Genomic DNA, 12,993 nt, shown 5'->3' with positions numbered 1-12,993 from the left:
CTATGTTAAAGGTTAGTGTAGATCGTAAAGCCATTGATAAGGCCATCAAGGATATGGACCTGTTTCATGAAGTCAAGAAGGTTATTGAGGTTTATAAAGCTGATAAAAGTTCACTAATTGAACGTGAACATCACCTAAAGAAAGAATTTGAGGCATTACAGGAACAGCATACAAAGAACCTTATGGAACAAGAAGTGACTATTGACGTTAGTGAAACTATTTACCTTAAGAAGCAAGCTAAGGAAATCATTTATGAGACTGACGTTATCAACTCAATGTTAGAGGAATTACAGGAAGAAAGGGCAGCTTTAAAAATGAAACATGTACCTTTATTCCTATACGCAATTGAAAAAGACAAGAAGAACAATGCAGGTCAGTATAACGCTAATGAGATAGTCGACCGATTACGTTACGAAATGATTAAAGCAATTGCTGATCTAAGTAAGGCCATGAACGAACAGTATAAAGAAGTTGCCGGTCCAGTATTCGAGATATTTGAGGATTCTTCTGTAAAGCATGCATATCCGCATTTACAGTATGCTTTTCCTAGTCACGTGGGGAAACCAACTTATAGTGAATCAATGCCTACCATAATTGGAAGGAATGATTTATTTTCAGCTATCGACAATGGACAAGTACCTCAATGGATTAAAAAGCCGGAGAGTGATATTAAATGAATAATGATAATCTAATTAAGATAATAAAGGGGCTTGAGGAAGGACCTAAACAGGACATCCCTATCAAGGTAACAAACAGTGAGACAATTGGTGAGGCCATCAAGAATATGAACCAACCTAAGATTAAATACAAGACTAATGGAATCATATTTTTCCGTAAACAGGACGACAATCCAACAGAATAAACAAACATTGAGGACCGCTAAAAAAAGTGGTCCCTTTTACTTTTATAAGGGGTGTTAAAAGTGGCTTATTACGATAGACCCGAACAAGAGACAGTTATTATTTACGAACCAATTACAAAACAATGGGACATTTATAGTACAGTCCCAAAGCATATTAGAAGGTTAGAAAATTGCAAAATAAATGCGGTTTTAGACCTTGAAAAAGATTCAGAAGGTAGAACCATTGCCCTGCGTATTAAAGTTAGTAAATTGCCATATGTGACAATTTTTAATAGGTAAGGAGGTAAGGAGATTGGTTGAATTAAACTATGTAAATGAAAATAGACCATACCAGCGAGTACTTGACCTACATTACAATGGAAAAATTGTACCTATTGAACGGTTCCTGAATGGTAAATCAAGTATCTTACATCATTGTTTAGTTTGCGGTCAGACCTTTTACGCCAAACCTAACTTTCTATTAAAAACTCAACGGCATGTATGCGGGGCAGATCGCTTTATTAAAGGTAATGAATATAAAAGGTTAAATAAGAAACAACGGGGTGAAGTAATTGATCTATATATTAAGGGCTATTCAGTAAGTCAGATTACTAAATTATTTCAAGTTTAACCTAGCCAAGTAAAACATCAACTTAAAAAAAATAGGTTACTATAAAAGGGCCAACCAGTTACAGGGTAGGCCCTAAATTTTAATGGAGATACTGCTGGGATAGAAAATTATCTAAAATTATATGAATTACAGTAAACTAAATGTCCATCTAACTTTATTACAACTTTTACAAAATCATGCCCTTCAAGTAAACCGTTCATTGTAATACTTAGTTTGTTTGAAGATATGACATAATCTTCTCTAATAAATTCACAAATAGGTTTACCTCCTCTACCAGACCATCTTATATCTATATTTCTTGGATAACGATCAATTTTATTAAATTCAACCTTTAAATTACTTTTATTCTGATACACATTCAATAGTTTTAAGAAATCACCGTGGAATATCGTTTTTGAATCCGTAGTATCAAAAGTACCCTCGTCTAAGTAACAAATCTTATCACTATATTCAACCAATGCAAAAAAGTCTAATAATTCATTCAACGTATCTGCTTCTGCTTTAGTTCTACACACAATTTTTTGTAGATATTGTAAATTACATTGATCTTTAATCACTATTTCTGCCTGGCGATTTTTCCGAATTTGTGTCCCATCAAGGTTATAAGTACTTTCATTATGATAGATATAGTGAAATGGTGCTTCAGCTAATTTTTCAATCCCTTGATATAGTGGTACAGGATAATGTGAAGCTAAACTTTCATACGAAAAAAACACATTACTTTCGTCTAACATTGCTGGATCAAACAATAAAAATACTGGCACTGGGCAATGTGCACCAAGGTTTGTTATTTCATGTTTGGCCCGTATTCCTTCATTGTGAAATTGGGTGGGGGTTAAAGGTCTAAAATAGAAACGTACATAATCTTTATATTCTTCTTCTGTCCCGCCAATTACATCACTACTAGCGTTATCATTTAAGATTTTATTATCTAAATTTTTTACTTGATTTCTAGACCTCAATAAATCATCATTTAAGATAGATGCTATGTTCGTTACATGGCTAAAATGATATATATATTTAGACCACCACTCACATCCTGGTGGTAAATGTTTTTTGACATGTGAACTTAGTAATAATTGCTTAGCTGAAACAACAGATTGCATAGTCCAATCCCCCTAAAAAAGTTATATATATTATAAATATTACCATATATAATAGGCTTAAGGAGTGTGAACAAATGATTATTTATGAAAAAGGTGACCTTTTCAAACAAATAAATCAAGTTGAAGCAGTTATAAATACAGTTAACTGTGTTGGTATAATGGGAAAAGGAATTGCTTTAGAGTTCAAGAAACGATATTCCGAAAACTTCCTAATATACAAAGATAAATGTTCTAGCAAAGAACTAACAATTGGTAAAAGCTTTATATACAAGATTCCTAATAACGAAAAAACAAAGTTTATAATTAACTTTCCTACTAAAAAACACTGGCGGAATCCCTCAAGAATCGAATATATTGAAGAGGGTTTAGATGATTTAGTTAAGTTAATAACAGAGTATAATATTAAATCAGTTGCTATGCCAGCACTTGGTTGTGGTAATGGAAATCTTGATTGGAATATTGTAAAACCCTTAATAGAGAATAAATTAAATCCATTAAATAATGTTGAAATAATTATTTATGAACCATCTATTACAAAAGATAAGAAAACTAAAAGTACAACGAAAAAGCCTAGATTAAATGCGGATCGAAAAAAACTATTACTTTTGATGAATGACTATAATAAAGCAACAAAAGGTCCAATGTTAAGCTTTATCCAAACTCAAATCATTAGTTATTTCTTAAATTTTAAAAGTAAAAAAATGAAATTTGAACTAAGAGATAAAGGACCCTATTTACAAGATATAAATGGAATAATTTACAAATTAAAAGAATATTATATCCAACCTATTGAAAAAGTTGACCCGAATCAGCCTACACAAATCAAAGTTCTAACCCTTAACTTCCCACAAAAAAAAGATATAATGGCTGACCCAGAATATCTCTTGGTTAAATCCTTAATAAAGGGGTTTGAAAGTTATGAGGGTCTTCTAACTCTTTCAGTTACACATTGGTTTAAATTTAATGAAAATTTAAATCTCAAAGAACTTCAAGACAAAGTTATTGCATGGATGGAAAAAAATAATCACATACCAAACTCACCTTTAATAGAAAAGGCTATAAATAGAATAGATAGTATCTACTTTGAACCGGAAAATTTATCACTTGAATTATTTTAAATTTATTTTATTGCACTCAATAAACAAATGTTTTTGAGTGTTTTTTTATTGGAAACCTTACACGTGTCAACACCGGTTTATTTTTCCCCATTTACCAATTTCAGCGTTCAACCTTAAATAGGTTGAACGCCTGCCCGTTGTTTTTCTCTTAATCTATATGATTGTCCTTTAATATTAAACGTTGTAGAGTGATGCAATAAACGGTCGAGGACAGCAGTTGCTAAAACGTCATCTCCAAATATCTTTCCCCATTCAACGTAGGATTTATTGGATGTAATAATGACCGATCCATGCTCATATCTTTTTGAAATGATCTGAAACAATAAATTTGCACTAAGGTCATCAAATGGAAAGTATCCCATTTCATCAATAATTAAAACATCGGGCTTTGATAATTTATTTACCAAGCGACCAGTAGTTCCTCGCTGCTCTGCCTTTTTACATGACAGAATAAAATCATCGCATCTTGTATAATAGGCTGTATTTCCTTGTTCTAGTGCTTCTATTGTTAAACCGATTGCTAGATGAGTCTTTCCAACACCTGGAGGGCCCAAGAGTAATATATTCTCGCCATTTTGTATGAAGCGGCAAGTCATTGCTTCTTTAATTCTACGTTCGCTTATACTTGATTGAAACTCAAAATCAAAATCCTCAATTTTTTTATAGAATGGCAGTTTTGATTTTTTTAGCCTTCTATCTAGATTTTTCCTTTCTTTATTTTCAATTTCTTGTAATAACACCGTGTTAAGAAAGTCAGAATATGATACATTATTCTTAGAGGCATCTTCCAAAATGCCTTCTATTAAATTTGAGGTTATATCAAAACCTACACTTTTAAGACGTTCAGTTAAAAGGTCAGTGTTCATTCATATTCACCAGCCTTTGACTGTTCTTCATAAACCAGAAGGGAACGCTGTTCCACTTTTGGACCAGAGAGAGGATTGTGACCGGTCGCCAAACCTTTAGTTGTCACTTTCGTCTCTTCTTTTTCGTTCTCTTTATAATGTTTAAGTTGTGCAATTGATTGGGTAATCCCTTTGATTATCGGATGTGTGGCAATGCAATCAAGTTCGTAGTAAACCTCAATATGATGCTCTAAGGTCTCTTTAATTTTTACTTCTGATCCTTTATATCGGAAGGGGACAGAATAAAGTTTGTTATCGTAAGAGATAAATCCCTGTGGGTCAACTGTTGTAGTTGTCCACTTATTCATAGGGAATAAAGGTCGTTGGTTCCAATTTAGTAATTTCTCTTGCTCCACTTCAAAACGATCAAAGGGGGCTTCTTTAGTAGTTTGATTTGGTTTTTTATTAGCTATTTTATCCAGCCATTCTAGTAGACTCTCATTCATCTTTATCAAGGAAGGCTCCAATTTCCGCTGCATAAAGTTCTTCTTCATATATCCGACTGCACTTTCCACTTTACCTTTAGATTGAGGTCGTGCTGGTTTACAAGCTTTTGGAACAATACCATAGTAAGCTAAAAATTCCTCAAATTTGCGATTAAACCGAATTTCTGTTGGACTATGTTTTATCACTACAGTTTTCATATTATCGTAAAGAATCTGAGAAGGAACACCATTAAAATACGAGAAAGCATTCATGTGACACTTCATCAGTTGTTCCATATTCATAGAGGTTGTGATCTCCATGTATTTCATTCTCGAATACCCAAGAACAATGACAAAAACATAAAGTTTTTTCCTCTTACCATCGACCTCATGCTCTCCGAGTTCGCCCCAATCCATTTGAGCTTGCTTACCTGGAGGAGTTTCAAAACGAATACTTGATTGTTTATTTGGTTTTGCCCGGTAGGGGCTTATAAACTCCCTTAGGATAGTGATTTGACCATCATAGCCCATTGCTTGAATCTCTTCTAACAAAACAACACAATTTGTTGTTCCTTCTTTCAATCGCTTTAACAAATAATCTTTGTATGCATCTAATTTACTTACCTTACTTTTTTTACTCTCCGTTCTTTTAGGAAGCTGATTTTGATTTATGTACTTCCTAATAGTTTTTCTATCAAACCCGGTTTCTTCTGCAATTGCAGTTTGAGTCCATCCTTTCTGGTGTAACTCTCTAATCATAAAAAATTCCCCATCCTTTAACATATTGCCTCTCCACTCAAAAAGATTTTTGATGTATCGAGACAATTATCCGTTATTTTTGGGGAATTTTTAACCGTTTATATTGGGGATTTTAACACCGTTTTTTACACACGTGAACAAATTAGAAAAATATTGTGGAAACTAGGTGCAACCAAATAAAATGCTACACCTATTAGTTATTTTCGATATTCCATTTTTCCAATCTATTTAAAACACCTAAAAAGTCACCAACATCAAAATTTTTGCTGATATAATCTTTTGGCATTATCTGATAAATTATTTCCTCAAAATAATTGTAAAAAGAAATGTCAAAATCAATAAGTTTTTGTTTCCATTCTTTTAAATCAATTTCATCTCGATTAACCATATTTAAAGTTAATCCATTGTAACTAATTGGCACTTTTTTCTCATTTAATCCTAATCCGTTTATATGGTAAGTACCTCTGTGTTTTAAATAATTGTAGGCCTCACGAATCTCTTTTGTTAGAGATAGTTTTAAAAAATTCTCTACTATTGTATACTGCTTCCTTTGTCTAGCTAGACACATTCTTAATCGTAAGGCCTCTTGATTGCATTCCTTTGTGGCCTTTAAATATCTATTTCTATACTGAATCATTCCGTAGTCTTCTTCACCAAAATATAAAAAAAGCACTTGCCAGGATAAATCAATACAATAATTATAATGTGCCAATGAATCAAATAAGAACTTTGACCTGATAAATGAAAGATGCAAACTATCATTCTTTGAAATAAGCTGTCCATAATTTTCTACTTCCATAAAGAGTAAGGATGAACGTGCATTACTAAATTGATGATAAACATCTTCAATTTTAAAACCAGCTAATATTTCATGGGGTAAAAATTTGGAGTATTGTGGAATATCAGGTTTAAAATCTTGCCATTTGGAAATATCATACTTAATGTATAAATCATTAACAGAGAGTTTCATACTTATACATACATCCTTTTAGTTTTTCACTTCTAGCTATTTGTCTAGTTAAATTTTACCATAGATATATGTGGATGATTTATGAATCTTCGGGACTTTTAAAGTATTTTTGTCTTCCTTAGTGTATCGTTTAGTGTGAAGGGAGGTGTTTTATGCGGAAGGAAAAAGTGCAGCCTCATTGTGAGGTTTGTAGCAAACCATTTAAAAGAACAGAAATAGTTTACACTGACACCATGTTCACACAGATACAACATGCTAAATGTTTTTTCTATAAGCCTGAATTTATTAAGGACAAAGGTACTTATGAAGAAATAGTTAATAAATACCCTGAGTACAAAAGGTCATTTATCGTATCGGATAAACCAATCACAGAATTAAGGGTGGTTTCTTCACTTAGAAAAAGTAAATAACGGTACATATAAAAGGAGTCAGAGTTTCCCGACTCCTTTTAGTTTCTTATCCCATAAAAAATAGTAAAGAGTATTGCGAAACTCTTTACTCTATGAAATTCACAGTCTAATCTAATGGGAACAATGTTATACTTGCATCCTCCTCTTTGTCAAAATAGGAAATCTCCACTCCTTCAATTAAGTTTTCATTTTCAAGTTCCTCTATAATTTCTTGAACTGCTTTATTAACATCTAAAGCATAGTTAAAAATCTCTGCAACTCCCATCCCGTTGCCTCCGCCATCACAATAACCATTTCCAGTAAATAATAAACATCTTTCAATTACAACCTGAACATATTGTCTTTTCTCATGGGTTTTTTCAATTTCATCAGCTTCATAGTTAAAGGTCACTAAAAGTAAAGTTAAGTCATTCTCTTCTACAAATCTAAAGCCATCTTGTATCTTTTCATTTACTAATTCTTTCAATTCTTTTTCTCCATTTCTAGAAAGAGACAATTGTATTTTCTTTATTTCCAAAATACTTCCAACTGTACCAGAATGAATTACAAGGGACGACTCTTCTAACCAAACTCCCCAATATAATATCTCATTGTCAATCTGCTTAATTAAGCTAGTTCTTTTATTCCATTCTGAAGTAGAACTGTTCAAACGTGGTACTTTTATTGAAATCTTTTCTCCATTGAAAGAACCCGCTACCTCAACAATTTCAATTTTTTCTTCATGATAAGATTTTTTTTTCATCTGCTACCTCCTAATATTATTTAGGACGTCCTATCCCTAATATCCCACTTGTTCTGAGATTTATACATTCTTTTATTTTCGTAAGTTAAGTGACTTTAAGTTAAGTTTCATAGAGTTAAGTTACACAGAGTTTAGAGACCTTAAGTTCAATTAGATATAGTTAAGTGTAGTTAGGTGTAGTTAGGTGTAGTTAGGTGTAGTTAGGTGTAGTTAGGTGTAGTTAGGTGTAGTTAAAACAGAATATTATTTGCAATATTAAAGCGAATAATTAACTTGTTAAGATTGTCCTGTTAGTTCAACAAGACCATACTTCATTAAAGTTATCCAATCCCCATCCGAAAAGATTTTTAAGAAATTCAATATACAGTATTTTACTCAATCTTGGTGTACCCTTACCGTCTATATAAAAAAAGGTGCTACCAACTACGGTAACACTTTTTACGGTATATGTATTTTATAGTTCCAAAATTAGCCCTCATAAGAGATCCTTATCAACTAATAATGGTTTAGGATACTAGTCCTTTTTCTAAGTTCATCATAAGCTAGATTCATTTCAACATTTAATGATGTTAGTCGTGCACATAACTTATTATATTGCTTTAGGTAATCCTCTATTTTTTTATTTATTTCCTCTGTGGTTAATTCCTCATACTCAATATAGGTATCCATTCAATACTCCCTCCTTAATTACTATTACGAGTTTCCCTCGGCCCTCTTTGAGAACTTAAGATTAAGTCAACCAATTCATCACGGTCAATTAGCCTTACACCTGTTGATTGTGCAAGTCTCATAGCTGGTGTTGTAAAGTAGTTATTGGTTACCACCCAAGCCCCCGTTGCATTATAGAAAGCCCTTGCTGAACTAATTTCTTGAACAGCTTTTATTCCTACTGTGCTGTTATATCTCTTAGCCTGAATTACGATCCGTTCCTGTCCTTCCAATACCAAGTCTGCCCCGTAATCATTAGACGCTTGTGTTCGTTTTGTTTTAAATCCAATCTTTTCAAACAGTACCTCTAGATACATTTCAAACTCAATACCGTCCATTCTGTCAACATCATAAATATCTGATTGACTTAACTTTTCCCTGTCCTCTTTTTTTCTTCTTTCTTCAATAATGTCTTCGATAATGAATCTACCAATAACTATTACTACAACTATCCCTATAATGATAAAAATCAATGGCGTTTCAAAGAGAAAAAATTTTAAAATAATGAATGTATCCGACATAGCCCTATCCCTCTATTTCTATAAATTTCATATTCTGCTTTTATTATCCTAATTGATTTTATTGTGGTCAATAACAGTCTATTCAGGGTATTTAAATCCGTTGGGAAAATTTTCTTTAACGACTCCATTAATCTTAAATTGAAATTTCCCTAGGAACCCTTCCCCCTTCCTTTCATCATTAGCCCCTCTTTTCAAACTGATTACCATTTACCAAAGTCAACCGAGGTTCTTAGGTTCCCTTATCCTTGAATAGAGGGGAGTATTAACGCTAACGGTATTACGTTGTAGTTAAAAACAGGCGAATTTTGTAGTGCTTTTGCATAGGACAGGCCTTTAATTCTTGCATACTTTAGTAATGTAAACCAATTACTTTGAAAGGAAGTGCATTACAATGTCACATGGTTCACATGGTTCTAAAGGTGATAAAGAATGTTGTTGTGTTGAGGAAATGGCAGAACAACTGGAAAAGTTCGAGGATTTTTTTGCAGACGTTTATGAAGAAGGCAATGAGGTTTTTCTTGAGGGAACTATCAGAAAGGTTATTGATGATCAGGTCCTTCATATGGAAAATGTGCAAAAACTGGTCTTTACTCCTATTGGAACTTTTAATCGGTTTTATGCTGACTTATATATCAGTATCTGTTCCATTACAGAATTTGCCCCTCTTTTTCCAGTAACCTCAGTAACAGCAGCAGAAATTACGGCTATGCAAAATGAATTACAGAAAAATACAAAGGCAACCAGATTACGATAGTGCGATTAAATTCCTACTTTCAAACCACATAAATAATAGAATTTGCAAAAAAGGGTGGGGTTAGGATTTCCCACCCTTCTTCTTATAATTTTTTAATCACATCTTTTAAACCTCAGTACCTTTACCAACATCAACCGAGATTCTCTGAATCTATAACCATTGACAAGGGGGACGTGTCATAACGGATTACATTGAATTAAGTAAGGTGGTTGTTCACTAGATTAAAGTAATTCGCTTAGAATCGCCCTCAGCGACATTAAAAGATATTAAAGTAGTTTAGCATCAAAACCCCCAAAATTACTGTTAACACTATCACACCGTATACACGCCATCTTTCCTTTTCCTTAATTGCTTTGACCAAAGCCATCCCAAGTAGAATTAAGAAAAGTACTCCCATAGATAAAGGTACTATTGGAGACTCTACGTAATTATGTAGTACACCAAGTAGGACTATAATGATACTAAGTAATGCACCAAATTTTGTTTCCATTTTGTGTACTCCCTTTTTTAACTCAATAATACCATATAAATCCAGCGAAGTTTTCAAAATGTTGCGTAAAAATAGTAAGCACCAGACCGGACCCCGGATGCCCCCCAGTCCCCCCGTGTACCCCTTCCGCCATAAAGGTCTAATCGTCATTGAAACAGACAAGAAGTGTGCTGATCTCTATTGCTTGTCACTGTTTTTATTTCTTTTTATGCTGATATTGACTAGTGATTGTGGGCCAGTCGGTGCCGTTACTGGTCCTCTTAGTTACTGTCATATCTGTTGGTATATCGTTGTTTCCTAATCACCCTCTATATGGTCCTATGACTTTCCACTACTCACTTGTTTAACCAATTGACCTTATTACCCATTATCAATCATTATAGCTATTGTAGGGCAAGTTATTGTGGTCTAATAACGTCTTATTGCATAGGTAATTTCCATATAAAAAATACATAGGTTCAAAAAGTCTACACTTATTGACATTAATAAAAAACCTCGGTATCATTGAATTTAGGTAGTATCAAAAAGTCGTATCAAATAAAGTTAGCTAAAAAGGGGAAACTATAATGATTTACGGTTATGGACGTGTCAGTACCAACAAACAGGAACTTGATATTCAGATTAAGGCCCTAAATGAGGCAGGTGCTACTAAGGTGTATAAGGAAAAGATCAGTGGGGCTAAGGCTGATAGAAAAGAATTAACTAAGCTATTAGGGGAAATTAAAGCTGGTGACACTCTTATAGTAACTAAAGCTGACCGTATTGCACGTTCATTATCTCAACTAGAAAAGATTGTTACTGATCTAACTAACAGAGGTGTAGGCGTACATATTTTAAACATGGGAATGTTTACAGCTGAGACAATGGAAAATCCAATGACTAAGCTATTATTCAATGTTCTGGGTGCATTTGCTGAGTTTGAACGTTCTATGATACTTGAAAGAACTCAGGAAGGCATTAAAGAGGCCAAAGAAAAGGGTGTAAAGTTTGGTAGAAAATCTAAGACGTATCAAATAGAGGGTGCTTTATTACATGCTATCCAACAAGTTGAGGAAGGCAAAATGTCACAGCCTGAGGGTGCTGTATTTTCAGGGTGTAGCGTTGCAACCTTTAAACGGAGACTAAAAGAATATAGGGAAAATAAAGAGAATTAAGGTAGGGCCGGTGGCTTTGCCTTTTTGTTTTAAAAAAGGTTTATAGCTAGGTTATGTGAAAAGTACATACCGGCAAAATTTCACACTTTCTCACAAGGTGAAATACACGTCCAAGTATTGCTATTACTGAATTTTCCCCCGTTTCACTGCATTGTGATTAGCCTAAAAGAAAAAGAACTGTCACAAGGACAGTCCTATTCTACAGGGAGTTTTTTTTTATTTGGCTATGTAAATGCCTTTATTTATATACCCTTTTTCTGAGGGGTTAAACATATAAGAAAAAGGACCATCCCAATAAAGGATAGTCCTAAATTCTACAGGTCGTTTCTATGGCTATAAGGTAGCCAATATTTACATACCCATTATTTAAAAGGTTAACACCATGATAAACAAAATAAGCCCTAAAATGGTCAGCACTTTAATATTTTTTACGTACTAATTCACAAAGTTTTCATACCATTTCACTCGGAATTGTTGTAAGATATTGAAGTTAATTATAAATCAAAAGGGGTAAGAGTAACCTTGAAATCAGAACATGTTCTATATAAAGAGAAAATTTACCTTGTTATTCATAGATATGATTCTGGGTACTTGGAAATTAAGGAATCGAGTAGTTATAATGTAATTTTAGTCCATGAATCAGAGGTAAGACCGTTATCTAACTAGGTAATGGTCTTTTTTATTACAATTTTGGTTAAGATGGAAATAAAATGGAAATAAAAAAAGGAAACTGATATGATAGGACTTATTTTTGCAATTATTGTTTTTAATTTCACAGCATTTAAAACAAACAAAAGACTAACTAAGAATCAAATCATTCACATATGGGGATTTACAATTGCGTTTCAGCATGTATTCGATACGGTATTGAACTTTAAATATCATGCTTATTGGTATTTTTCTGAAGAGGTTGATTGGCTTGCACTACCTGCATATCTTTTTTTAATACCACCTGTAAACATGATGTTTCTGAACTGGTACCCTTTTAACTCTAAACTTCAAAAGCGTATTGTATTTTTTATTTTTTGGACCATATTCTGTTTGCTTTATGAAGCATTAACAACACTTCCTGAACCATGGGGCTACTTTAATTTTGGTTGGTGGTCGCTACGGTACTCTACCATTGTTGACCCAATCCTTTTATTGATCTTAATTAAGTTTTACAAGTGGATAAGTTCAGTAGAAGAGGAATTACTAAAGAGGTAAATGAAATTCTAGAGGAATAAAAGACAAAACCCTTCCTTACGGGTGTTTCGGACTATCGTCCTCACACTAGTCTGTATCCCTTTCATAGCTATAATTTATTAGTACTAATATTCCATCGATAACATGGAGAGGGGTTTTCATCCCTCGGAATGTTACGGTGTATGTTTTTTCCTTTGTTACGCTAAAAGAGTTTTCTTTACATAGCTTATTAACAGTAATGTATTAGCTATCTAATATATAATAGGGCAAGGAT

At 33.2% G+C, this 12,993-nt stretch carries 17 protein-coding genes; 9 read left to right on the top strand and 8 right to left on the bottom strand.

Going from position 1 to position 12,993, the window contains the following annotated elements; all coding sequences use genetic code 11:
* Positions 1-2: 2 nt before the first annotated feature.
* Genes ACZ9EE_RS01560 through ACZ9EE_RS01545 form a run of 4 tightly spaced genes read left to right on the top strand, consistent with a single transcriptional unit; the run spans position 3 to position 1,472 of the window.
* On the top strand, positions 3-677 hold the full coding sequence (locus ACZ9EE_RS01560) for a hypothetical protein (protein WP_476024912.1): 675 nt from the start codon (positions 3-5) through the stop codon (positions 675-677).
* Positions 674-862 carry a hypothetical protein gene (locus ACZ9EE_RS01555; protein ID WP_476024911.1) on the top strand — a complete coding sequence of 63 codons (189 nt, stop codon included), beginning with the start codon at positions 674-676 and terminating at the stop codon, positions 860-862. The genes ACZ9EE_RS01560 and ACZ9EE_RS01555 overlap by 4 nt, the downstream gene beginning before the upstream one ends.
* Positions 863-922: 60 nt before the next feature.
* The gene (locus ACZ9EE_RS01550; protein ID WP_476024910.1) at positions 923-1,141 is read left to right on the top strand and encodes a hypothetical protein; all 219 of its coding nucleotides are present in this window, start codon (positions 923-925) and stop codon (positions 1,139-1,141) included.
* A 13-nt stretch (positions 1,142-1,154) separates the two neighbouring features.
* Positions 1,155-1,472 carry a hypothetical protein gene (locus tag ACZ9EE_RS01545; RefSeq protein WP_476024909.1) on the top strand — a complete coding sequence of 106 codons (318 nt, stop codon included), beginning with the start codon at positions 1,155-1,157 and terminating at the stop codon, positions 1,470-1,472.
* Positions 1,473-1,579: 107 nt separating this feature from the next.
* On the opposite strand, the gene ACZ9EE_RS01540 is transcribed toward ACZ9EE_RS01545, so the two are convergent.
* Positions 1,580-2,578 carry a DarT ssDNA thymidine ADP-ribosyltransferase family protein gene (locus tag ACZ9EE_RS01540; protein ID WP_476024908.1) on the bottom strand — a complete coding sequence of 333 codons (999 nt, stop codon included), beginning with the start codon at positions 2,576-2,578 and terminating at the stop codon, positions 1,580-1,582.
* Between the two features lie 74 nt (positions 2,579-2,652).
* Between ACZ9EE_RS01540 and darG the strand changes: the two genes are divergently transcribed.
* Positions 2,653-3,696, top strand: coding sequence for a type II toxin-antitoxin system antitoxin DNA ADP-ribosyl glycohydrolase DarG (gene darG, locus ACZ9EE_RS01535; protein WP_476024907.1), 1,044 nt, complete (start codon positions 2,653-2,655; stop codon positions 3,694-3,696).
* A 113-nt stretch (positions 3,697-3,809) separates the two neighbouring features.
* Here the strand turns inward: darG and istB are convergent, their stop codons facing one another.
* The 3 genes from istB to ACZ9EE_RS01520 all read right to left on the bottom strand — a co-directional run bounded on the left by istB (position 3,810) and on the right by ACZ9EE_RS01520 (position 6,755).
* Positions 3,810-4,562, bottom strand: coding sequence for an IS21-like element helper ATPase IstB (gene istB / locus ACZ9EE_RS01530; protein ID WP_476024906.1), 753 nt, complete (start codon positions 4,560-4,562; stop codon positions 3,810-3,812).
* Complete coding sequence (gene istA, locus ACZ9EE_RS01525) at positions 4,559-5,809, bottom strand: IS21 family transposase (protein ID WP_476024905.1); 1,251 nt, start codon at positions 5,807-5,809, stop codon at positions 4,559-4,561. The genes istB and istA overlap by 4 nt, the downstream gene beginning before the upstream one ends.
* A gap of 169 nt (positions 5,810-5,978) precedes the next feature.
* Positions 5,979-6,755: a hypothetical protein gene (locus ACZ9EE_RS01520; protein ID WP_476024904.1), complete on the bottom strand. Its 777-nt coding sequence runs from the start codon at positions 6,753-6,755 to the stop codon at positions 5,979-5,981.
* 152 nt (positions 6,756-6,907) lie between these two features.
* On the opposite strand from ACZ9EE_RS01520, the gene ACZ9EE_RS01515 reads away from it, so the two are divergent.
* Positions 6,908-7,165: a hypothetical protein gene (locus ACZ9EE_RS01515; protein WP_476024903.1), complete on the top strand. Its 258-nt coding sequence runs from the start codon at positions 6,908-6,910 to the stop codon at positions 7,163-7,165.
* Positions 7,166-7,271: 106 nt separating this feature from the next.
* Here ACZ9EE_RS01515 and ACZ9EE_RS01510 read toward each other — a convergent pair whose 3' ends face one another.
* The 3 genes from ACZ9EE_RS01510 to ACZ9EE_RS01500 form a co-directional block, all read right to left on the bottom strand.
* Complete coding sequence (locus tag ACZ9EE_RS01510) at positions 7,272-7,907, bottom strand: hypothetical protein (protein ID WP_476024902.1); 636 nt, start codon at positions 7,905-7,907, stop codon at positions 7,272-7,274.
* Positions 7,908-8,402: 495 nt separating this feature from the next.
* Positions 8,403-8,576, bottom strand: coding sequence for a hypothetical protein (locus ACZ9EE_RS01505; protein ID WP_476024901.1), 174 nt, complete (start codon positions 8,574-8,576; stop codon positions 8,403-8,405).
* Positions 8,577-8,590: 14 nt separating this feature from the next.
* Positions 8,591-9,136: a restriction endonuclease gene (locus ACZ9EE_RS01500; RefSeq protein ID WP_476024900.1), complete on the bottom strand. Its 546-nt coding sequence runs from the start codon at positions 9,134-9,136 to the stop codon at positions 8,591-8,593.
* A gap of 391 nt (positions 9,137-9,527) precedes the next feature.
* Here ACZ9EE_RS01500 and ACZ9EE_RS01495 point away from each other — a divergent pair, with 391 nt between their 5' ends.
* A complete protein-coding gene (locus ACZ9EE_RS01495; protein ID WP_476024899.1) occupies positions 9,528-9,890 on the top strand; it encodes a hypothetical protein in 363 nt (120 codons plus the stop codon).
* A 256-nt stretch (positions 9,891-10,146) separates the two neighbouring features.
* Here ACZ9EE_RS01495 and ACZ9EE_RS01490 read toward each other — a convergent pair whose 3' ends face one another.
* Positions 10,147-10,380, bottom strand: a complete 234-nt coding sequence (locus ACZ9EE_RS01490; protein WP_476024898.1) for a hypothetical protein — start codon at positions 10,378-10,380, stop codon at positions 10,147-10,149.
* Between the two features lie 566 nt (positions 10,381-10,946).
* On the opposite strand from ACZ9EE_RS01490, the gene ACZ9EE_RS01485 reads away from it, so the two are divergent.
* Together ACZ9EE_RS01485 and ACZ9EE_RS01480 are read left to right on the top strand one after the other, a co-directional pair.
* A complete protein-coding gene (locus ACZ9EE_RS01485; RefSeq protein ID WP_476024897.1) occupies positions 10,947-11,534 on the top strand; it encodes a recombinase family protein in 588 nt (195 codons plus the stop codon).
* Positions 11,535-12,269: 735 nt separating this feature from the next.
* Positions 12,270-12,740: a hypothetical protein gene (locus ACZ9EE_RS01480; RefSeq protein WP_476024896.1), complete on the top strand. Its 471-nt coding sequence runs from the start codon at positions 12,270-12,272 to the stop codon at positions 12,738-12,740.
* The last annotated feature ends 253 nt before the right edge of the window (positions 12,741-12,993 follow it).

This window comes from Bacillus sp. URHA0034 (genome assembly GCF_056280405.1).
Note: the sequence above shows the minus strand (reverse complement) of the source record. Positions and strands in the feature narration are given on the sequence as shown.